The organism is Cohnella sp. (assembly GCF_041640265.1).
Lineage (GTDB): Bacteria > Bacillota > Bacilli > Paenibacillales > Paenibacillaceae > Cohnella.
In genome coordinates this window covers 33,521-53,912 of the sequence record NZ_JBEQAP010000024.1, presented here as the reverse complement: position 1 = coordinate 53,912, position 20,392 = coordinate 33,521, and the positions used below count along the sequence as shown (strand labels likewise).

Below are 20,392 nucleotides of genomic sequence, written 5' to 3'. Positions count from 1 at the left end.
GAAGGTGGAGTCTGAAATGTCGATTGACGTTCGCAAGGAAATGGGCCGTAAAGGTACCGTAGAACAACGAATTGTCTATGAATCAGGCAACGAGATGGCAGCTTATGCCGCACACCAGATCAACTATCATGTAATGGGGTATTTTCCGATTTCCCCCTCTACGGAGGTTGCGCAGTTTCTCGATTTAATGAAAGCGAACGGGCAGCATGATATCGTCTTGATCCCGGCAGACGGAGAGCATGGCTCTGCGGGCGTATGTTATGGGGCATCAGCAGCCGGCGGACGTGTATTTAACGCGACAAGTGCGAATGGTTATTTGTACATGCTGGAGCAGATGCCTGTTCAATCGGGCACGCGGTTTCCGATGGTCATGAATCTCGTATGCCGCTCCGTTTCCGGTCCGCTCGATATTCACGGCGATCATTCTGATTTGTATTTTGCCTTAAATACGGGATGGCCGATCGTGCTCTGCAGAGATCCTCAAGCCGTATACGACATGAACATTATTGCGCTCAAGCTTGCGGAAGATCCCGAAGTCCGATTGCCAGTTCTGGTCGCATCGGACGGTTATTTCACAAGCCACCAGAAGCGCCGAGTCAATACGTTCGCGAATCGGGAGGATGTGCAGAAGTTCGTAGGGGAGAAACCGCCTGAAGGCTTCAAGCATGTCTTGGATCGTAATAATCCGATTACGGTTGGACCTTACATGAACGAACCGGATTATATCAATAACTGTTACCAGCAAAGTCTTGCGATGTATCGGGCGGAGGAAGTGTTCGACCGAATTCAGAAGGAATATGCCGATCTTACGGGCAGGGAGTATCCAATCCTTGAGCTTTATCGGATGGAGGATGCGGATGTTGCCGTGTTCCTGCTTAACTCCTCCTCTGAAATTATTAAAGATGTAGTGGATCAGCTTCGTGAGAAAGGGATTAAAGCGGGTTCGATCTCACCGAACATTATTCGTCCTTTCCCGGCAAAGGCCATTACGGAAGCGTTGAAGAACGTTAAAGCCGTTACGGTCGGTGACCGTTCCGATTCCTATGGCGGACATGGCGGCAACATGGTTATGGAGGTTCGCGCAGCTTTACAGCAATATGGAAACTCCACAACAATGGTCATTAGCCGGATCTACGGCCTTGGAGGCAAAGATTTCTATGCGGAAGATGGCATTAAGATGTTCGAATTCGCCATTGATGCTATGGATAAAGGTTTTGTAGAGAAGCCGTTCGATTACCACGGAATTACGGCCGGTGATCCTTCCAAAGCGCCTCAGAGAGTGCTGGAGCCGATGAAATACGAGGATTTGAAGACAGGGCTTATTACGGTAACACCGGATGAAGCAACGGGCAAAATCAATGTCAGAGTACCTCCGCTGCGTTCCTTAACGAAAAAACCGAAAAGGATCGCGCCGGGTCACGGGGCTTGTCCGGGCTGCGGTATTTTCTCCGGCTTAGAGCTGTTCTTCAAAGGAATAGAAGGCGATATAGTCGCTCTGTTCCATACGGGCTGCGCGATGGTTGTTACGACAGGTTATCCGTATTCGGCGCACAAAGCCACTTATATTCATAACCTATTCCAGAATGGCGCGGCGACGTTATCCGGCGTTGTAGAGATGTTCCACGAACGTAAGCGTCGGGGAGAGCTGGACCAATATGGGCTTAAGGATGATTTCACGTTCGTTATGATTACAGGTGACGGCGGGATGGACATCGGGATGGGACCTGCGATTGGTGCTGCTCTACGTAACCATAGAATGATCATTCTGGAGTACGATAACGAGGGATACATGAACACTGGGGCTCAATTGTCATACTCCACTCCGATGGGGCATCGGACTTCTACCTCCAATGTAGGTAAGCATCAAGGAGGCAAGGTATTCCATCACAAGGATACGGCTCAGATTATGGCAGCTACGAATATCCCTTATGTGTTCACAGGCAGCGAAGCCAGTCCGGCCGATCTCGTGAAGAAGGGGGCCAAAGCTCAGTGGTACGCTCAGAACGTGGGAATGGTATACGGAAAAATTCTTATTACCTGTCCGCTCAACTGGTTGTCGGAGGACAAGGATGGAGCCGATATCATTGACCAAGCCGTTAATACCTGTTTCTTTCCGTTATATGAGGTGGAGCGAGGGGTTACAACCATCACCTATAATCCGGAGGAGAAGGGCAAGCGCGTACCGGTCGGTGATTGGCTGAAAATGATGGGCAAGACGAAACATCTTTCTAAGCCGGAGTATGCGGAGACTTTACGAGAGTTCGAGAACGAGATTGAGCGCCGATGGAATATGCTCAAAGCTAAGCATGAGAATCCTTATTTATAAGAATGGGGCGTTGTGAGCAATGCCTTTCGTAATGAAACATTCGACTACGGGCACGTTGCTGGCCTGTGTACAGCGAAACGGATATAAGCTGGCGTATTATGGTATTCGGATCTGGGAGAATGCACCAAGCTTAGAGGAGATGTCAGAGGCTTTGTTGGCGGAGGCTGGAATCCCGCTAGAGGCAGAAGCAGGTCAAGTGGACGACTGGGAGCTGCTCGAGCTTACGGAGCATGAGATGAAGATGGCCAATGTGAAGCTGCGTAACGATCCGTCTAGGGTTGTTGCTTATCGCGAAGGAACTTTATTAGCCTATTGATAAGGAACTGGCCCGCTAGTCAAAGTGAAATTGACTAGCGGGCCAGTTTTTTTCTTCGACGGCACAATCATTTTCGGACAGCAATTAGGACACATACCCTAAGGAGAAGCTCGCCATTGTCGCAAAATGAGGCTGTCGATTAACAGTTCATAACTTCAGAAATATGCGGGAGACCACAAAATGTATGCGAAAAATCATACAAAATGAGCAGCAACACATCGAATCAGTCGATTCTATGCGAAATTTCATACACAAAACACGATTTGAACCCGGATTCTATAAATGTATCCGAAAAATCATATACATTCTCTGCATGTGTACGTTCAGTTAAAACTGTCCACAATTAATCGACAGCCTCAAAATGCATCAATGAGGGCACCAACCCCGAGAAGGAGCTCCACATTGCTATAATATGAACTCCTTAAAAATCCGGTACGGAAGAAAAGTCTGCTTATACAGCGTACTTGCAAAAGTAACAATTAATTCATGTTCAGGTACGACAAAGATGTATTGTCCTCCATAACCCATAGCGAAATAAGTGTAAGGATCGGCTAAAGGTTCATTGCCCTCATTTAGAATCCACCAATGGTAGCCGTACGAGCCTATGTGATCGTAAGTATGAAAGCGGGCCTTAACACTTTGATCAATCCAGCCTTCGGAGACGATCACATCACCACCTATACGTCCTTTGCCGAGCATTAGCTGCCCTAGCTTATGCAGATCAGGTGCTCTCAGCTCTAAGCCAAAGCCGCCGATTATGATTCCCTTGGAGTCGGCGTACCACCGGCTGTCTGTAATGCCCATTGGTTTGAATAAATATTTCTCCGCGTATTGATCCGTATTCATACCCGTAATCTTCTGAAGAATTGCGCTTAGCAGATGCGAGCTCCCGGAATTGTAAAGCATGCGAGTACCAGGCTTGTCTTTCATAGGACGAGCGAGAATAAATTTGATCCAGTCCTTACTGTTGATCATAGGCATCGGTTTTCCGCCCCAGTCGCCCATCTCCGGCCAATCCCATCCTGTCGTCATGGTGAGGAGGTGCTCTATGGTGAGCGTAATCTCGGAATTTGTTTTAACCTCCGGAAAAAAGTCAGATAGAGGCATATGAACGCTGTCCAATTGTTTGCGATCGATAGCAATTCCGATCAAGAGCGACAGCACGCTCTTGGTGATGGAGTTAATCTTATGCAGCTTGTGTTCCGAATGAGAGTTTCGGGCGTGGCTAAAGACGACCTGATCGCAAACGGTTATTTTACAATAGTCAATTTTTGCTTTTGATACTTTCTGTATGAAAGGCCCGAGCTTGTCGGAGGTTTTTTGAAAAGTGGAGTTCATGCGCGTATAGCTCCAAGTTGTTATTATTGTGATGCTGATTAACTATCCGGGAAAATCGATGCTTCCTTACGTCCATGCCTAAGAAGAAGATTCGTCACTTTCTGCAGACGTAAGTTTTCGTGAGGCTTAAGATCTCGTTGGAAATAGCCATACATATAGGCGGCTTCAAGAAACTTCAAGTTAGGATAACAGACGACCGGCTGGTGTGTGTAAGGGTTGTCGATGACGATCTGCCATTCACCTGCTCGATCGGCAGCGGAAATCTGCAAAAGAACTTCGTTCTTGGCCGCGTAAATCAGATCATACTCTTCCCATAAGGTGTCCCAAGAAGGACTAAATCTCTCGGGAGCAGGGAAAAGTCTGCGAGCTCGTTCTAGTAGAAGTCTGTAACCGACGATCTGAGCGTCGGAATAGGCTTTTAGTCCGTTGCGGAAATCCTCTACGAACTTGTAGAAGGAGAAATATCCGGAGGCCTCCATCGCTGACTTGAACGTTTTCTCCGATTCAGGATCGGAGATTTGCATATAATGTTGAAAGGATAACTCAGACATTCCAGACAACCCCTTTATTGCCATGATAATGGAAAACAATCTTTGAATATTATACCGTATGGGTTAGCATTGCGGCAGACTTTTTATGATATAATGAGAACCAATGCGCAAGACCGCGGAATGCTTTATGGGAGGGAAATACAAAAGATGAGTCGGCGTTTTGTCATTGAGGCTGTAATGATCGCCATCTATGGGCAACTGCTTCTGCCGAAACGTCCTGTCGAATACAGGATCCCCTATACAACGGTGATGGAGCTCTATGATATGAAGGATAGCACAGACCCGGTGATGCCGGAATCTGATGACGATGCCCATGTCAAGAATAAGATTGGCGAAATGATTAGTTACTTTGAAGATCCGTTTAATAAGAAGAAGCTGGAGCGGGCGCTTATGGCTCCTTGGAGAGAGAGTCCTCCGCTGCCCATTAACGAGAACGTAACCTTAGTCATTGTTAACGCAGCCGAAAGTATGCAATATGGCGAGCTGTTTGATCCGATAGAGACGGAAGTCATTCTTATGTCGCTTCGATTGCAATGTCCTATCCTAACGGACCAGATAGAATTCCAAGACAAAGTCGTACAGAACGCCATTCCCGCACAAATGTTCGATATTGACGATTTTGAATATGCTGTTGAAGACGGTATGCTATCTTCGGATGAATACACAGATTAAAGAAGCTGCCGAGTGTATCGGCAGCTTTTGTGTCAAGTGGAGGGATGACTTTGTATAAATCATTTGCTAAGTGGATGGCAAGAAGGCTTCACGCTAAGCAGAAGCTGCAGCAATCTCTCCGGTGGTACGATAGTTGGGGCAGTAATAGAATGACTTCCAATGAGCTGGTCGATTACGCCGGTCTCCTTCATGATAACGGAAAATCAGAACAAGCGATCAAGGTGCTGGCTGATTTGTTGAGTAAGGACGCACAGCCCCATGCATTTGAACGCAGGGCACATATTTATAATGAACTGGGTATGGAGGAGGAAGCGCTGGCGGATTTGAATCAGGCGATTATGCTCGACCCGGAGCCTTATATTTATTGGTATACAAGAGCAATTTCACACCATGATCGGGGGGAATTCGAGCTTGCCGTGAACGATTTCAAACAAGCGCTTACCCGTAGAGAAGATTCGAAAGCTTCGACCTATTACGAGTTAGGCAACGTGTATATGAAGATGGGAAAATATAAGGAGGCCGAATTATGTTATTCGGAGGCGACGGCAAACCCTGCCAAGGCAATTCCTCATTATTACTACCGTCAAGCTCAAGCGATGGAGCAATTGAACAGGTTGGCAGATGCTCATGAAGTATTGCAGGAAGGGATCATGCTTCAGGAAAGATGGGCAAATCTCAACGATAACGGAGCCTCCTTATTGAAGGAGCGAACGAATTATTCTCATGCTGCGGTTGTCAGCTTCATTAAGGGCACGCAAGATGAATATGGCTTTCGGCTATTTGAATCTAAACTATTAGAAGCAATGGGGAAGTTAGAATTATCCCTTGCAGCTCTTGATAAAGCTATTCTTCTAAGTCCCGACACAGCAGAGCTGCTGCTGCGCAAAGGGACCTTACTGAGACAGCTTGATCTTTTCTCAGATTCGATTGAGGTATTAAAGCAATTAAGCGAGAAGAATCCGTTGTGGCTTCCGGCTTATATGGAGCTTAGCACAACCTACCGGATGAATGAGATGTGCCAGGAAGCGATCCAAACCTTAGAAGCGGCTAAGGAACATTTTCCTGACCATACTGTTGTTCGATTTTGGCTTGCGGACGCTTATCTGGATGGTTCCAGTCCAGAGAGGGCACTGGAGGAGAATCGTCAACTGACAGAAATGGAGCCAGAGGATCCGCTGAACTGGAAGCAATGTGCGGAGATCGCGATTGATGTGGATCGATATCAAGAAGCGGATGAGGCTTATAGTAAGGCTTTAAAGCTGGAGGAGAATGCTGATTTCTATATGCGCCGCAGCTTTTCTCGTTATATGACGGACCGTTATGAAGATGCCATGATGGATATCCAGTCGGCCGTAAAGCTTGACAATAGCCTCATGAAGCTGAGCAAAACAGCTTATGCTTTAGGAGAGCTATATGTCGGTATGGAAAATTGGCCGCTGGCAGAAGCTGAGTACTCCCGAGCATTGGCGTTAGAGCCGGAAAACTCGCTGATCTATGATCGGCGGGCGCGCTGTAGATTCGCTGCGGATCGATTGGCCGATGCGCTTGAGGATTGCAACCGCGGATTGCAGTTGGATATGACGAATGCCCGCATCATTTGGCTTCGAGGATTAATCCATTATCGCTTGGATGATTATGAGGCTGCTCTGACAGATTCATTAGTATACACGTCTCTGCTGCCTATGGATTCACAGGGTTACTACAATCTTGGTCTGATATATAATCACCTCGACCGTCACGATGATGCGATAGCTTCCTTCACGAAAGTGATAGAGCTCGATCCCTTCGAAGCTCCTGCTTACTTGGAACGAGCGTCTCTATGGTATCATCACTCCTTCGATCGTGCGCGCGCGACAGATGATTTGGCGCAATGGCTGCTTTACGCCGGGGGAGAAAGCAGCGAAGGAGATCGCTTCACACTTCTGAATGAGGTTCGTGGCTTTGATGATGACATGAGAGAAAGAGCGAAGGAGCATTTCCTGACAGTATACGGAAGCAGTAGATATTTGTCTTAAGATTAACAATTTGGTCGCCCTTCTTTCACTATGGTAAAATACGGGTGGATCCACTATTCGGAGGAGGACTCTAAATGTTAGTGACAACAACGCCGAACGTAGAAGGTTATCGCATTACTGCTTATTATGGATTGGTTACGGGCGAGACGATTATGGGTGCGAACATATTCAGAGATTTCATGGCTTCGATTACGGATGTTGTTGGAGGCCGATCGGGTGCATATGAGAGTAAGCTGAAGGAAGCTCGGGATATCGCGGTTTCGGAGATGACGAGTATTGCGCAACGACTAGGCGGGAATGCGGTCGTTGGCGTTGATCTTGATTACGAGGTTATTCGGGACGGTATGCTAATGGTAACGGTTAGCGGTACGGCAGTTCGTATAGAGGAATAGGGGAAGGGTGGGTGTTTCCATGAAATACAGAATGCTGGGAAAAACAGGCTTGCGCGTATCTGTCGTTGGTGTTGGAACATGGCAATTCGGCGGTGAATGGGGAAGGACCTATGAGAAACAAGATGTGGATGCCATTCTAGGTCGTGCCAAGGAGCTTGGTATTAATTTAATTGATACCGCTGAATGTTATGGAGATCATTTGTCGGAATCGCTTATCGGCGAGTCTATTCAAGGGAATCGGGAAGACTGGATCCTGGCAACTAAATTCGGTCATCATTTTCATCGGAATTTCGAGCGTACTGACATGTTTAAGGCTGGCGATATATTGCAGCAGCTTGAAGCTTCTCTGCGTGCGTTAAAGACGGATTATATAGATTTGTATCAATTCCATTCAGGACCGGATTCCTCCTTCGATCAGGAAGAGCTTTGGACATTGCTTCAGAAGCAAGTTCAAGCGGGCAAAATCCGCCATCTCGGGATATCCATCGGCTCCAATGAGAACATTCACCAAACCTCGCTTGCAACGGAAGTAAAGGCTGGGGCGATCCAAGTCGTCTACAATCGGTTGGATAGAGGACCTGAGGCGGAGGTGTTTCCCTCCTGTACCGAGCAGAACCTTGGAGTACTGGCTCGAGTTCCTCTAGCCAGCGGTTTTCTTAGCGGTAAATACAAGCCGGGAGCAACGTTTGCTTCAGATGATGTTAGATCGAGATGGGATTCATCAAAGCTAGAGCGTTATGCGAAGGAAGTTGAAGTTATTGAGCGTGATGAGGTTCCAGCTGGAACGAACATGGCAGCTTGGGCGCTTGCCTGGTGCCTGAAGCATCCGGCTGTGACTTCCGTTATTCCAGGCTGCAAGGATCCGGCTCAGGTCGAGGCTAACGCTGCAGCGGTAGCGCTTGTGGAAGACGGACACCCACAGGAAGTGTGATTCATAGCATATGCGACTAAGGAGTACCACCTGATGAATGATAAAATCATCCCTGTTTATATTCTGACCGGCTTTCTCGGCAGCGGTAAAACAACGTTATTAAATCGGATTTTGGAGGATGCCCAGGCCAATGGGTTGAAACCGGCAGTACTGATGAACGAGGTCGGAGATGTTAATGTAGAGGGACAGCTTAATGAGACAGACATCCCTATGTCCGAAATGCTTGGAGGATGTATCTGCTGTTCCATTCGCGGTGATCTGGGGATGGAGCTCGTTCGTCTGACGCAAGAATATCAGCCAGATGTCATCTGGATAGAATCTACCGGTATTGCTCAGCCTCTTGAAATTATGGATGGTGTAACGGAAGCATCGCTCTATGCCAAGCTGGAGCTTAAAAACATTATCACTTTAGTTGATGGGCGCCACTTGCTTGACAAGCTTCGTATCGGTTCGGGTAAAACCTTCAAGCTCATGAAGGAGCAGATTCGCGCGGCAAACATTCTGATACTGAATAAAATAGACCTCGTTAGAGAGGAAGACCTGAACGAGCTGATAGCTGCACTTCAGGATTGGAACCCTCTTGCACTAATCATACAGACAACCAAAAGCGAGCTGGATCCATCACTTCTGTATGTAAGTAATGACAACTCCAGGACATTGCAGCTAATTCGCGAAAATAATAACAACCATAAGCATACTGAAGAATGCACGCAAGATCACGATCATAATCACAACTGCAATCACGATCATAATCACGCCAACGACCATGTTCATGATGGACGAAACGCCCCATCCCTGCACGATCACGTGAATGTTGTTACTTATTATTTCAAGGGAAAAGTGGACAGTGTTGCATTCGAAGCTTTCCTAAAGCAGCTGCCAGATGAGATTTATCGTGCGAAAGGGATTGTAGCTTTTCACGATACGGCCAGCCAGTTCTTGTTCCAGTATGCGTACCGAGAGATCGATTTTCTACGGATTACTCCTCAGAAAACGGTGAATGACGTCGCGGTATTCATTGGAGAAGGCTTTTCTCAATCGGAGCTGATAACGAAACTCGAGCAATTGGATATCGTGAAATAAACAGAATGTGAATGCCCCCTCCTCAACCCTAATAAACAAAAGGGGGTATTCGGATTAATAAGGCGTCAGCTTTCTCTTCAGTTTATAAACTCCAGATTCGGTGAGTTTAACTGTCACTTTAACCTTTCCAAGCGCTATAGGACGAAGCTCCGCGCTTCCATTATCCGTAAGCTTCTTCCATAACGGAAACTCCTTGCGGTACAGACTATGCTCCAGCCTGAACAAATCGATATGTTTGGTCATTCCGACTTGATAAGCGGATCTAATTTCCTTTTCGATTAGTTCGCTTGCCAAGCTCTCTAATTTCTTCTCTTCCACGTCAGTCCAAACCTCCAGCAAAGCTCCAGCAACCTTAATCTCGATGTCAAAAACGGGTGCGCCATTGCTCTTATGAATGCGTATTTTGGATTTAGGTTTTGTTAATTTAAGCGCTGCGGTTATTTTATCATTCTGTTTCAGAACAATCCTTGTGGAATCGGTCTTGCGCTCGAGCCATTTAATCCCTAATAAGTCCGAAGAGGAAATCCAATCCTTATACTTATCATTATGCAGGGCAAAGATTCCATCCATCTCTAGCTTAGGATCCGGCTTTTTAGTAGATACCCAAATGTGATCGGAAATGCCAAGCGTGGGAAGTAATGCCGTATTACCGGGTTCTCTGACCTCTTTTATAAATTGTGAAAAACGCATGGGGGAAATGATGGGGCGTTGCTTATAGTTTGTATTCGGAGAATACAATATGGAATTCAAGGGTGACAGATTGAAAAATGGTTTTGTAATAAATATCTCGTTTATTTCTTTTTTCGTACCGTATACCCAAGAAGTGTAGCGAATCTCGGGATTTCGCAACAATGAATCGAAAACACCTAGTAAGTCTCCTTTCTTCAGCATGTTTTCAGAAAAGATGATGGCATTCAGATGACCCCAGAATACGGTTTGTTGAGCGGTTTTGTAAAGATCAAAGACAGCTTCCGAAATGGAAATGCCTTCCGCATGCCCGATCCATACCATAGCCGGTTTTTCAGATTTCCCGGCATCTGTTTTGGCAACGCTTGAGAAATCCAGCTGCTGTATGTAAATATGGTACTTGTTATCCTTATAATCAATTCCGATGCCTGTGAAATAATTTACATCCTGCAGCGACTTAATATCCCAGCAGCCAGACAACGAAAGAGTAATCCCTGCGATCAGCAGGGTCGTAACAAGCTTCTTTGTCATTACGAGTTCTCTCCTTGCCGATTCGTGTCTTGCGGGGCATACATTTCCGCTCTTTTTTTGTTTAACTTCCATGGCAATTCGATAAGCGAGTATATGACATCTCTAAACCGTATGGGTGATAGAGGGGAAAGAAATGGGATACCGAATGAAGTGAGGGACGATAAATAGACGACAAGTAAAAACATGGATAGGAAAAATCCCAACATGCCGAATAGACAACAAAGGGATAGGACAAAGAAACGCAAGACGGTAACTGTCCCGCTCAACGATTGATTAACTAATGTGAAGGTTGCTACAGCGGTTACCGCTGACACGACCAAGGAAGTCGGACCCGTGATACCCGCTGAGATAGCTGCCTCGCCAACAATTAATCCCCCAACGACAGCAACAGTTTGTCCAACTGCTTTCGGAAGCCGCATACCTGCTTCGCGAAATAATTCAAACAAACCAATCATAAGAAATAAGTCTAGGGGACCGGAGAGAGGAAGGCCAAGCCGCGACATCACCACGGTTGCGAGTAGTGGAAATGGAATTTGATCCAAATTGAAAGCAGATATAGAAACCCAGAAGCCGGGTAAGAAGATGGAGACGATCAGTCCTACAATCCTTAACAGTCTTTCAAGCGAGACATAGTGGAATGGAAGATGAAGATCCTCAGGTGTTTTTATTAATGACATTAAATTGGTTGGTCCAATTATTACCATAGGTGAACCATCAACAACGATTGCGAATCGTCCCCTAAGAAGACTCTCCGCGATAAAATCGGGTCTCCCCATATATTCAAGCAATGGAAACATCGAATAGGAGGAATCGGATAATCCTTCCTCAAGCTGCTGGCTTGATAGGATACTATCCACGTTAATTTTCTGTAATCGATTCCTTGCCTCCTGCAATAGACTTTTATTCGTAATGTCTGTTATATAGAGCAAAGCAATTTTCGTTCGGCTTCTTGTTCCTATCTCAAGGTTTTCAACGCCTAATGTTGTTGTTCTTAGCCGTTTGCGAATTAAGGCAACATTGGTTTCAATCGATTCAGTAAACCCATCACGAGGTCCTTTGACTGAAATTTCCGTATTGGATTCACTTGGCTCGCGCTGTGGAGGTTTTGCCATTGGAATCGTATAGATCTGGCGTGATTCTTCGAAATATAACACTAGGTTGCCAGATAACACTTCTCCGATGAGGGTATCAATGGCATTAGGTTCTTTAATTTGGCGAATGTTCTGGTTAAGAAGCGGAATCCCCGGCTGAGTCCCGTTCCCCACAAAGGGGTGTAGGGTTAAAAGCTTCTCCAATTGTCTGTACAGAAAGTCATTCATTTGCTTGGAATCGATCATTCCATCACAGTAGATGATTATCGGGTTGGGTGTATCTCCATCGTTAATAGTGTAATAGGAATGGATTTTTACATCCAAAGAATAGCGAAATAATTCTTTTAGCTTGGAACAGTCAAGATCCTCCAAAGAGAGATGCGGAGCAGGAGTTTCCTTGTGATTGTGTACAGGTTCTTCGTGATCGAAATAAAACATTTTACGGAACAGGCTGTTTAGCTTCATCTTTTGCATTACCTCTCTTCATGAAGATAAGGAGAAGGAGCAGAAACGGGAAGAAGTAGAAGAATGATAGGGTAAAGGGGAAATAATAATGCTGTAGAAAATTGAAAAATGAATGATCGCTTAAACTGTATTGAGACGCCAGTATAATAACAATGATACCTGTTGCTAACATCCCAATTTTTTTCCATTTGTCAGAACGAAGTTGAATCAGATCGAAAAAGATAAAGAAGGCCAGTGATATTCGAATAAGGGAGCCCGCTAACCATTGGTAAATGGATAGAAAATCCAAATGGGAAATAAACTTGCCGATGAGCACCATTCGCCATTGCTCAAAGGCAGGATATCTTTGATCGGCTGCTTCATAAGGACCAAATATAGCGATAGAGGACAGGATGGGGCCCAATATGAGTCCGGTTACTCCTAGAGTTAAGGCAATCAGCGTAATGAAGCGAATTTTCTTGGTCAAATGCTGCTGCACTCCCAGCAGTAAAATGAATTCCACCAACCCTCCTAATACAAAGAAAGTACCATGGATAACTGGTGTGTAACCATTAGTGAAGGATGGCAGGAGATAGGAATAATCCTTAAACTGAAAGTTAACGCTCATGACGAAGAAACCAAGAAGAATGACAGCAGGAAGTAATATCCCAGCGGCAATGGACAGCGAGCGAAGACCTGACATTGCAGCGATTATACCGGACAGTACATATATGCTAACCGTAACGGGGTAAGGTGTCTTGGGCAGATAGGTGATTTTGGTCCAAGCCGTGGTATCACGCACGGTAATGAATAAGATAAACAGAACAAATATAAGCAGGGGAATCAGGATCAACCATGCAACAACAGGGTTGTAATGTTGACTAAACCATTGGTACAAGGATTGTTGCTTCGTGAGCTTCATGATGAGAAAGAGAATAAGCGTCCATAGCACGATCGGCGGAATGGCAATCAGAGCGCTGATCCATGAATCTCTATAAGCGGTATTAAGAATGAGAGGGACAATGATCACATGGTTAGTTATCCCGACTGCAAGCGTAAATAGAAAAATCGCTTGTACGATATTCAATTTCTGCCCCGTCATTCGACCACCCCAGTGCTTCCAATATTTTCATTATTATGTTTACATAGGTCTGAGTTTATGCGAAACCTGAAAAAGCGCAGACAATTGAACTGCACTAAAGAATCAGGTATGCTAATTTAAAGTCGGTTCGGACAATCAAATTTTTTAAAAAAAAGAGGCAAACCTCATGAAATGCGTAAAAGTTGAATCCTATGAACAGTTGAACCAAGCCTTTGACATTCGTCTTAAAGTGTTTGTTGAAGAACAGGGTGTTCCAAGAGAGCTAGAGATGGACGAATATGACGACTCTCCAATAGCTTGCAACCACTTTATCCTCTTAAAGGACGATAAAGCGATCGCAACGGGCCGCTGGAAAGAATACGAGCCGGAAATAGCTAAAATGCAGCGGATAGCCGTGCTTAAACCATTCCGCGGACTAGGAGCAGGGAAATTCCTGTTAGAGGGAATGGAAAAAGACGCTCGAAGTCAGGGTTACAAAGCTTCGTTGCTTGACGCACAATGTACCGCAGAACACTTTTACAGTAAGTTAGGATACAACACAGAATCAGACGAGCCTTTCTTAGATGCCAACATCCCGCATGTTCGTATGCGTAAAATGTTGTAGAATTTCCGCGTTTGTATGGAAACTGGTCTGGTCTCAGCGATCAAAAAGCTGCGTCGGAATAAACACACGGAACGTACTTCCTTTACCAAGTTCACTTTGAGCGGTTAGCGTCCCTCCATGCAGTTCCACAAGGGAACGGGAAATGGACAACCCGAGGCCAGCTCCGCCATATTTTCGGGCACGGGAGGATTCGATGCGGTAGAATCGGTCGAATAGATGGGGGAGATGCTCGGAAGCAATCCCCGTCCCATTATCCTTAAGAGTAAGCTCCACTCCTGTATTTATATTTCTCACTGCAATATGAATTTTGCCCTGCAGAGGGTGGGTATGCTTTACGGCATTCTGGAATAAGTTCAACAGCACCTGCTTCATTTTATCCAGATCAAGCCTCTGCGGGATCCCCGAACTAAGCTCCATCGATACCTCTCTATCCTGCGCAAGAACGAGGAGCTGCGGCTCCATCTCCTTAACAATTGCGGCCAAATCACATTCTGCCCAATGAACTTCGGGTGCACGATCGAGCTTTGCTAGCTGGAGCAAGTCATAAACCAGCTTGTTAATCCGCTCTGATTCACCGTACATGCTCTTCAGGGCTTTATCTAATTGTTCTGGATCAGTCGCTGCCCCCCTTAACAAAACCTCCAGAAATCCATGAATGGAAGTAAGGGGGGTGCGAAGCTCATGGGACGCGTCCGCCACAAATCGACGCATTTGCTCTTTGGCTTCTAGCTCAGCATGGAAGGAAGTTTCGAGACGCTCTAGCATTCGATTAAAGGAATGAGCGAGCCGATTTATCTCCAATAATTGCTCCTTCTCGGAAAGCCTTTCATTTAGCTTGCCTGAATCAATCTGTTCAACAGTTGCTACCATTCGGGATAAGGGGATCAGCGTTTTACGTATAGCAGGCAGGAAGGTTAATAAACCTCCAATCAAAGCAGCGAACGCAAGTCCAAGGAACAAAGTCAGCTGCCGGTAGAGTTCGCCTTTCAAGGGCTTCGTGCTCGTACTCACTTGAACAACACCTGGGGTGCCATTGAATGATTTTACCGCCTGTAAGACGACAAGCTGTTCTCCATTCACTGGATCGTTATAAATGATGTGAGCTGCCTGTTTTCTGCGAGGCTTCTTCAGTGCTTCTATGTAAGCTTCCTCGTGCAATCGAGGTACTGATTCAACTAGTGATTCTGAACCAGGCGGTGAAGCAGCTGAGGACAAAGCTATGAGCTGACCCTCTTTGTTAATGTACGCAACAGATGAGGAGGGGAAGAAAATGAAAGAATTCACGAGTCCTCTACGCATATTGGGGTTCACTCTTTCCCATATCTCTCCCGGGACGGATTGGATTTGCCTCTGAATGCCTTCCGCTTTGTTCTGGTAAAGAAAACGCTCCATGAATACATATTGAAATAAGCCAATGATAAGCAGCAACGCTGCTAAGATTAATAAGATTCGCGACAATAACTGATAGCGGAGCGAACGTGGGAACATAAGATTTCGGATAAAGGAGGTAAATATCTTCAATTGGCTCATATCAAATCCAACCGATAGCCAGCGCCGCGGATTGTTCGAATGACGCGATGCTCACGATCTTGTATTTTGTCTCGCAGAGAACGGATATAGACCTCCACTATATTTTCTTCCCCGCCGAAATCATACCCCCAAACTTGCTCGAGAATAATGCCTTTACTCCGTACATGTCCTTGATGGATAACGAGATGCTTGAGCAGCTCATATTCCGTAGGCGATAAATCCAAAATCCGATTGTGATAACGGATTACCTTACGTATGGCATCGATTGTAAAGGGACCAATAGATACTTCCTGAAGCAAATAAGGGAATTGATTGCGAATTCTCGCTTGAATTCTCGCTAGAAGCTCTTCGAAGCTAAAGGGCTTGGACATATAATCATCCGCTCCGAGAGTAAGTCCTTTAATGCGGGCTTCTGTTTCTTCTTTGGCTGTAAGCATAATAACGGCAACCGGCTTCCGTTCCTTAATTGTTCGGCAGACTTCGAATCCATTCATCCCCGGCATCATGACATCGAGAATGATAAGATGAGGATTAAAGGCTTCCGTGAGTTCAATAGCTTCCGGACCATCCTGCGCGGTTCTAACCTCGAAACCCTCATTCATCAATCCGAGCTCAAGGAACTGAACGATATTCGGTTCGTCGTCTACGACCATTACTTTAATGCCTTTGCCTTGTTGTGCCATGAGGAAGCCTCCAGCTATATCAAATTACGCCAAGTCCTTAAAATGGGCTTTTTTTTCTATTATGAGGGAGCAAGCTTAACGCCGCCTGAGAAGAAGCTGAAGGAATGCTGAAAGCTTTGTTCAGAAAACTTTCAGCTGACGTTCATGCTCAGCTAAGGTTTACCAAGGATAATGTGCCCAATACGATATGAAAGGTGAAGATTCCAAAATGAAAAGAAAAATCGTTTGGACAGTGATCCTGGTCATTGTGCTTGCTGCAGGATCTTGGGGCGGTTACCGGTATTACAATAAAGAGGACACGCAATTGGCTGCAAGCTACATAACTACGCAAGTTCGCAAAGGCACGATTGAAGTGAAAATTAGTGGAACAGGGAGCATTCAGCCCTCTGCGCGTGCAACTCTGAAGGCTAATACGGCAGGAACAGCTGCTAAAGTGAACTATAAGCAGGGCGACAGCGTGAAGAAGGGTGACATACTCGTTTCATATGAGGAAGATGATATTTCAGATCAAATCGGCAGTAAGAATATTGATATCAAGAAGAAGAAGCTTGAGCTGACAGATCTGCAAGCGAAGTATAAATCTGCTGAGGATGACGAAGCACGGCAAGAGCTTGTGCTAAGTATTCAGAAGCAGCAGCTTGATATCGAGATGGCGGAGAAGGAAATCTCATCGTTGCAAACCGACAAAAGCATCGATCCCATTGTCGCGCCAATTGACGGAGTTCTTGCAACGTTTGAAGTACAAGCCGGGGATTCTATTAGCCCTAACGGCGAGCTAGGCGAGGTCGTTAACTTTGCGCAGCTTCAGATGGTTGTAGGCATTGATGAGCTGGATATATCGAAGGTTAAGCTGGAGCAGGACGCAGAGATTCTGGTAGAAGCGTTGCCTAATGAAGCTTTTGTCGGCAAAGTTGTTGCCATAGCGGATGAAGGTACAACAAGTAATGGCGTTGCGTCATTCGATGTAACGATTAACCTTCTTGAGACGACCGATCTTAAGGTTGGGATGTCTGCTGAAGCGAGCATTATGACGGATAAGAAAACGGATGCTTTATATGTACCCGTTGAAGCGGTACAGTCGTTCCAAGGAAATTATTTCGTTATGGTGCCGAGTACGGTCCAATCTGGACAAGGAGGAGTTTTACCTGAAGGAATGCAGAACATGACGGATGAGGAAAGAGCCGCGTTGCGTGAGGAGTTCATGGCGAATAGAGGTACCGGAGGTACGGGAACAGCAGCAGGCGGCACAAATACTAACACTAGCAGCACGACACGCGCAGCTGTTGAGGTAGGTATCAACAATGAAGACAACATCGAAATTCTCTCTGGATTAGCTGAGGGGGATGCTGTGGTACTGCCTACAGTGGTGAGCTCAAGCAGCTCGAACAACCAGTCCGGATTTCCCGGCTTAGGCGGAGCAGGTATTACCGGTGGAGTTATCCCTGGCGGGGGAGGATTCGCAGGAGGGACTGGCGGTGCTGGCCGTCAAACGATCGGAGGAGGAGCAGCAGCGGGAGGAGATACTCGCTGATGACGACAATAGCTAAGCCATTAATTCAGATAGATAAGCTAAGTAAAGAGTATCGGATGGGCGGAGAGATGCTGAAGGCGTTAGAAGAAGTGACTTTAACCGTAAACAAAGGTGATTTCATGGCGATTGTCGGTCCCTCCGGTTCTGGGAAATCTACACTAATGAATGTGATTGGTTGTTTGGATTCGCCAACATCCGGCGAATATTGGTTAGATGGTGAAGAAGTTAGCGGGCTGAAGGAGAACAAGCTTGCAGAAATTCGCAATCAGAAAATCGGCTTTATATTCCAAGGCTTTAATCTCCTCTCGCGTCTGACTGCAATTGAGAATGTGGAGCTTCCGCTTATTTATCGGGGAGTTCCTGCCAAGGAGCGTAAGGAGCAGGCTATTGCTGCGTTAACTAAGGTTGGCTTGGAAGCGAGGATTTATCATCGACCCGTCGAGCTATCCGGCGGGCAGCAGCAGCGGGTGGCAATTGCTAGAGCATTAGCCGGAAACCCGCCGATCCTGCTCGCCGATGAACCGACAGGCGCACTAGACACCAAAACCGGTAAGGAGGTAATGGGCTTTATTAAGGAGTTAAACGAACTCGGGCACACGATTGTGCTGATTACGCATGATCCCATCGTTTCCCGGCAAGCCAAGCGTGTCGTAACCATAATGGATGGGAAATTGAACGAGGAGGGAGGGAGGAGGACAGAATGAATATCATGCAAGGGTTTAAGATGGCGATTAAGAGCATTCTGTCTAACAAGCTCCGTTCACTTCTGACGATGCTTGGCATTATTATCGGAGTAACTGCTGTCATAGCGTTAGTAGCATTGGGACAAGGTGCGACGAAATCCGTTACAGAGCAAGTTGAGAGCTTGGGGACAAATTTACTGACGGTCAATATTATTGGCCGGGGCTCAACGAGTACGATCAGCGGTGAGGAAGCCGTTGCGATTGCAGATACGGTTGAGGGAATTAAATACTTTGCACCTGCAAGCAATCAGAGCACATCAGTTAAATACGGTCAGACTAGCGTAGATGTAAGTGTTGTCGGTACGAATGCAGATTATGCTTCGGTCCGGGCATATGAGGTCGCATCTGGGAGATTCCTCGCCCAGATTGACTTGGATGTTTACCAGAAGGTAGCGATCATCGGTTCAAGCACCGCAACGGAATTGTTCGGGTTCTCAAGTCCGATCGGTGAATATATCCTCATCCAAGGAACGCGCTATAAGGTCGTGGGAGTGCTGGCAGAGAAAGGAAGCTCGACAACGGGCTCGAATGATGAAGTGGTCATGATTCCACTCACATCATATGAGCGGCTGTTCAAATCTAAAGGTGCCCGTACGATTTACGTACAAGCGGAAACGACGGAGCAAATCAATTCCGTAGTAACAGGCTTGGAAAAGGTGCTCAGCGGTCACTTCCGAGGAAATGCGAACAGCTATCGCGTGTTTAATCAGAGTGACGCGTTATCCACCTTAACTTCGGTGTCGGACACCTTAACGCTTGCTTTGTCGGGAATAGCAGGTATTTCATTGTTGGTAGGCGGTATCGGCATTATGAATATCATGCTTGTGTCCGTAACGGAAAGAACTCGTGAAATCGGCATTCGTAAAGCCATCGGGGCAAAAAAGAGGGATATTCTTATTCAGTTCCTCATTGAATCCATGGTGCTGAGCGGATTGGGAGGCCTGCTGGGAATAGGAATTGGAATAGGTGCGGCTCGAGGTGCGTCCTCGGCGTTTGATATGGACATTGTTTTCTCGTTAAACATCATCATGATTGCATTCTTTTTCTCCGTGGCCATTGGTATCGTATTTGGGATGTTCCCTGCGAACAAAGCGGCTAAGCTAAAACCAATTGAAGCATTACGCTTTGAGTAAGGCACTGCGAGAATCAAATTACTTAAGTTAGAAAGGAGGATAACCTTATGGTTGTCATCCCGACATATGAAGCATTACTTACGCCCCACCTGGATGATTTGCGTAAATATTGTTTTTACTTAACGAAGTCAAAGTGGGATGGAGAGGATTTGTTACAGGAAACCTTATTGAAATCACTCGTGTTTTTCCTTCATACCGAGCCTCATTTAGATGTTAAGCCATTTTTGCTGCGGGTTGCCCGGAATTTGTGGATAGACGATTGTCGTAAACTTCAAAGAAGGCGCGCTGCGCAAACGGCCCCCGCAAAATTATATTACACGGACAATGATTATATAGAAGTTCGAAGCTCAATGGAGTGGTTAGCCGAACGATTCCCGCGACGGAATATCGATATGTGGCTGCTTTCCCGATACTTCGGTTACTCCATGGAAGAAATCGCGGAGGATATGGGGTGTTCTATCGCAGCAGTCAAATCCGTTCTTTTCCGCACGCGAGATTTATTACGGAATCGTATTAAGCTATCGAATGATCGCAAGATTATTCATTTAGATATAGAACGCTGGTCAAGAGCGGTCATGCAGGACCGTCCGCAAGGGATATTGTTCGAAGGTTAATGGATGCCCCCAACCCCGGATCAATAGAGTCGGGGTATATATTTATGTGCTATAATTATTATGATTTTTTGCATA

At 46.1% G+C, this 20,392-nt stretch carries 19 protein-coding genes; 12 read left to right on the top strand and 7 right to left on the bottom strand.

Annotated features, from left to right (window positions below):
• Positions 1–16 precede the first annotated feature (16 nt).
• Complete coding sequence (locus ACESLK_RS17410; protein WP_373230961.1) at positions 17–2,326, top strand: thiamine pyrophosphate-dependent enzyme; 2,310 nt, start codon at positions 17–19, stop codon at positions 2,324–2,326.
• 31 nt (positions 2,327–2,357) lie between these two features.
• On the top strand, positions 2,358–2,642 hold the full coding sequence (locus tag ACESLK_RS17405; RefSeq protein ID WP_373230960.1) for a hypothetical protein: 285 nt from the start codon (positions 2,358–2,360) through the stop codon (positions 2,640–2,642).
• Positions 2,643–3,047: 405 nt separating this feature from the next.
• Here the strand turns inward: ACESLK_RS17405 and ACESLK_RS17400 are convergent, their stop codons facing one another.
• Positions 3,048–3,980 (bottom strand): serine hydrolase domain-containing protein, encoded by a 933-nt coding sequence (locus tag ACESLK_RS17400; protein ID WP_373230958.1) that lies wholly within the window; start codon positions 3,978–3,980, stop codon positions 3,048–3,050.
• Positions 3,981–4,018: 38 nt separating this feature from the next.
• Positions 4,019–4,531, bottom strand: coding sequence for a hypothetical protein (locus ACESLK_RS17395; RefSeq protein WP_373230956.1), 513 nt, complete (start codon positions 4,529–4,531; stop codon positions 4,019–4,021).
• 147 nt (positions 4,532–4,678) lie between these two features.
• Between ACESLK_RS17395 and ACESLK_RS17390 the strand changes: the two genes are divergently transcribed.
• From ACESLK_RS17390 to ACESLK_RS17370, 5 genes are all read left to right on the top strand, one after another.
• A complete protein-coding gene (locus tag ACESLK_RS17390; protein WP_373230955.1) occupies positions 4,679–5,203 on the top strand; it encodes an ADP-heptose synthase in 525 nt (174 codons plus the stop codon).
• A gap of 50 nt (positions 5,204–5,253) precedes the next feature.
• Positions 5,254–7,218, top strand: coding sequence for a tetratricopeptide repeat protein (locus tag ACESLK_RS17385; RefSeq protein ID WP_373230953.1), 1,965 nt, complete (start codon positions 5,254–5,256; stop codon positions 7,216–7,218).
• Positions 7,219–7,292: 74 nt separating this feature from the next.
• Positions 7,293–7,610 carry a YbjQ family protein gene (locus ACESLK_RS17380; RefSeq protein WP_373230952.1) on the top strand — a complete coding sequence of 106 codons (318 nt, stop codon included), beginning with the start codon at positions 7,293–7,295 and terminating at the stop codon, positions 7,608–7,610.
• Between the two features lie 19 nt (positions 7,611–7,629).
• A complete protein-coding gene (locus ACESLK_RS17375; RefSeq protein ID WP_373230950.1) occupies positions 7,630–8,541 on the top strand; it encodes an aldo/keto reductase in 912 nt (303 codons plus the stop codon).
• Positions 8,542–8,574: 33 nt separating this feature from the next.
• On the top strand, positions 8,575–9,624 hold the full coding sequence (locus ACESLK_RS17370) for a CobW family GTP-binding protein (protein WP_373230948.1): 1,050 nt from the start codon (positions 8,575–8,577) through the stop codon (positions 9,622–9,624).
• Positions 9,625–9,678: 54 nt separating this feature from the next.
• On the opposite strand, the gene ACESLK_RS17365 is transcribed toward ACESLK_RS17370, so the two are convergent.
• Genes ACESLK_RS17365 through ACESLK_RS17355 form a run of 3 tightly spaced genes read right to left on the bottom strand, consistent with a single transcriptional unit; the run spans position 9,679 to position 13,479 of the window.
• Entirely contained in the window at positions 9,679–10,842 is a 1,164-nt protein-coding gene (locus ACESLK_RS17365; RefSeq protein WP_373230946.1) for a Ger(x)C family spore germination protein, read from the bottom strand.
• Entirely contained in the window at positions 10,842–12,398 is a 1,557-nt protein-coding gene (locus tag ACESLK_RS17360; protein ID WP_373230944.1) for a spore germination protein, read from the bottom strand. Before ACESLK_RS17360 ends, ACESLK_RS17365 begins: the two co-directional genes overlap by 1 nt.
• Entirely contained in the window at positions 12,373–13,479 is a 1,107-nt protein-coding gene (locus ACESLK_RS17355) for an endospore germination permease (RefSeq protein WP_373230942.1), read from the bottom strand. The genes ACESLK_RS17360 and ACESLK_RS17355 overlap by 26 nt, the downstream gene beginning before the upstream one ends.
• 166 nt (positions 13,480–13,645) lie before the next feature.
• Between ACESLK_RS17355 and ACESLK_RS17350 the strand changes: the two genes are divergently transcribed.
• The gene (locus tag ACESLK_RS17350) at positions 13,646–14,083 is read left to right on the top strand and encodes a GNAT family N-acetyltransferase (protein ID WP_373230940.1); all 438 of its coding nucleotides are present in this window, start codon (positions 13,646–13,648) and stop codon (positions 14,081–14,083) included.
• A gap of 33 nt (positions 14,084–14,116) precedes the next feature.
• Here the strand turns inward: ACESLK_RS17350 and ACESLK_RS17345 are convergent, their stop codons facing one another.
• Positions 14,117–15,541 (bottom strand): sensor histidine kinase, encoded by a 1,425-nt coding sequence (locus ACESLK_RS17345; protein WP_373230937.1) that lies wholly within the window; start codon positions 15,539–15,541, stop codon positions 14,117–14,119.
• Positions 15,542–15,609: 68 nt separating this feature from the next.
• A complete protein-coding gene (locus ACESLK_RS17340; RefSeq protein WP_373230935.1) occupies positions 15,610–16,296 on the bottom strand; it encodes a response regulator transcription factor in 687 nt (228 codons plus the stop codon).
• A 208-nt stretch (positions 16,297–16,504) separates the two neighbouring features.
• On the opposite strand from ACESLK_RS17340, the gene ACESLK_RS17335 reads away from it, so the two are divergent.
• Genes ACESLK_RS17335 through ACESLK_RS17320 form a run of 4 tightly spaced genes read left to right on the top strand, consistent with a single transcriptional unit; the run spans position 16,505 to position 20,317 of the window.
• Positions 16,505–17,827: an efflux RND transporter periplasmic adaptor subunit gene (locus ACESLK_RS17335; protein ID WP_373230934.1), complete on the top strand. Its 1,323-nt coding sequence runs from the start codon at positions 16,505–16,507 to the stop codon at positions 17,825–17,827.
• Complete coding sequence (locus tag ACESLK_RS17330) at positions 17,827–18,531, top strand: ABC transporter ATP-binding protein (protein WP_373230932.1); 705 nt, start codon at positions 17,827–17,829, stop codon at positions 18,529–18,531. Before ACESLK_RS17335 ends, ACESLK_RS17330 begins: the two co-directional genes overlap by 1 nt.
• Positions 18,528–19,703, top strand: a complete 1,176-nt coding sequence (locus tag ACESLK_RS17325; RefSeq protein ID WP_373230931.1) for an ABC transporter permease — start codon at positions 18,528–18,530, stop codon at positions 19,701–19,703. Before ACESLK_RS17330 ends, ACESLK_RS17325 begins: the two co-directional genes overlap by 4 nt.
• Positions 19,704–19,750: 47 nt before the next feature.
• Positions 19,751–20,317: an RNA polymerase sigma factor gene (locus ACESLK_RS17320; RefSeq protein WP_373230929.1), complete on the top strand. Its 567-nt coding sequence runs from the start codon at positions 19,751–19,753 to the stop codon at positions 20,315–20,317.
• The last annotated feature ends 75 nt before the right edge of the window (positions 20,318–20,392 follow it).

What these genes read in the sequence shown, in the direction of transcription:
- ACESLK_RS17390 (WP_373230955.1), top strand. Translation starts at nt 4,679, where the DNA reads ATGAGTCGGCGTTTTGTCATTGAGGCTGTAATGATCGCCATCTATGGG.
- ACESLK_RS17375 (WP_373230950.1), top strand. Translation starts at nt 7,630, where the DNA reads ATGAAATACAGAATGCTGGGAAAAACAGGCTTGCGCGTATCTGTCGTT.
- ACESLK_RS17400 (WP_373230958.1), bottom strand. Translation starts at nt 3,980, where the DNA reads ATGAACTCCACTTTTCAAAAAACCTCCGACAAGCTCGGGCCTTTCATA.
- ACESLK_RS17320 (WP_373230929.1), top strand. Translation starts at nt 19,751, where the DNA reads ATGGTTGTCATCCCGACATATGAAGCATTACTTACGCCCCACCTGGAT.
- ACESLK_RS17395 (WP_373230956.1), bottom strand. Translation starts at nt 4,531, where the DNA reads ATGTCTGAGTTATCCTTTCAACATTATATGCAAATCTCCGATCCTGAA.
- ACESLK_RS17405 (WP_373230960.1), top strand. Translation starts at nt 2,358, where the DNA reads ATGAAACATTCGACTACGGGCACGTTGCTGGCCTGTGTACAGCGAAAC.
- ACESLK_RS17365 (WP_373230946.1), bottom strand. Translation starts at nt 10,842, where the DNA reads ATGACAAAGAAGCTTGTTACGACCCTGCTGATCGCAGGGATTACTCTT.
- ACESLK_RS17355 (WP_373230942.1), bottom strand. Translation starts at nt 13,479, where the DNA reads ATGACGGGGCAGAAATTGAATATCGTACAAGCGATTTTTCTATTTACG.
- ACESLK_RS17360 (WP_373230944.1), bottom strand. Translation starts at nt 12,398, where the DNA reads ATGAAGCTAAACAGCCTGTTCCGTAAAATGTTTTATTTCGATCACGAA.
- ACESLK_RS17335 (WP_373230934.1), top strand. Translation starts at nt 16,505, where the DNA reads ATGAAAAGAAAAATCGTTTGGACAGTGATCCTGGTCATTGTGCTTGCT.
- ACESLK_RS17340 (WP_373230935.1), bottom strand. Translation starts at nt 16,296, where the DNA reads ATGGCACAACAAGGCAAAGGCATTAAAGTAATGGTCGTAGACGACGAA.
- ACESLK_RS17370 (WP_373230948.1), top strand. Translation starts at nt 8,575, where the DNA reads ATGAATGATAAAATCATCCCTGTTTATATTCTGACCGGCTTTCTCGGC.
- ACESLK_RS17350 (WP_373230940.1), top strand. Translation starts at nt 13,646, where the DNA reads ATGAAATGCGTAAAAGTTGAATCCTATGAACAGTTGAACCAAGCCTTT.
- ACESLK_RS17325 (WP_373230931.1), top strand. Translation starts at nt 18,528, where the DNA reads ATGAATATCATGCAAGGGTTTAAGATGGCGATTAAGAGCATTCTGTCT.
- ACESLK_RS17330 (WP_373230932.1), top strand. Translation starts at nt 17,827, where the DNA reads ATGACGACAATAGCTAAGCCATTAATTCAGATAGATAAGCTAAGTAAA.
- ACESLK_RS17380 (WP_373230952.1), top strand. Translation starts at nt 7,293, where the DNA reads ATGTTAGTGACAACAACGCCGAACGTAGAAGGTTATCGCATTACTGCT.
- ACESLK_RS17410 (WP_373230961.1), top strand. Translation starts at nt 17, where the DNA reads ATGTCGATTGACGTTCGCAAGGAAATGGGCCGTAAAGGTACCGTAGAA.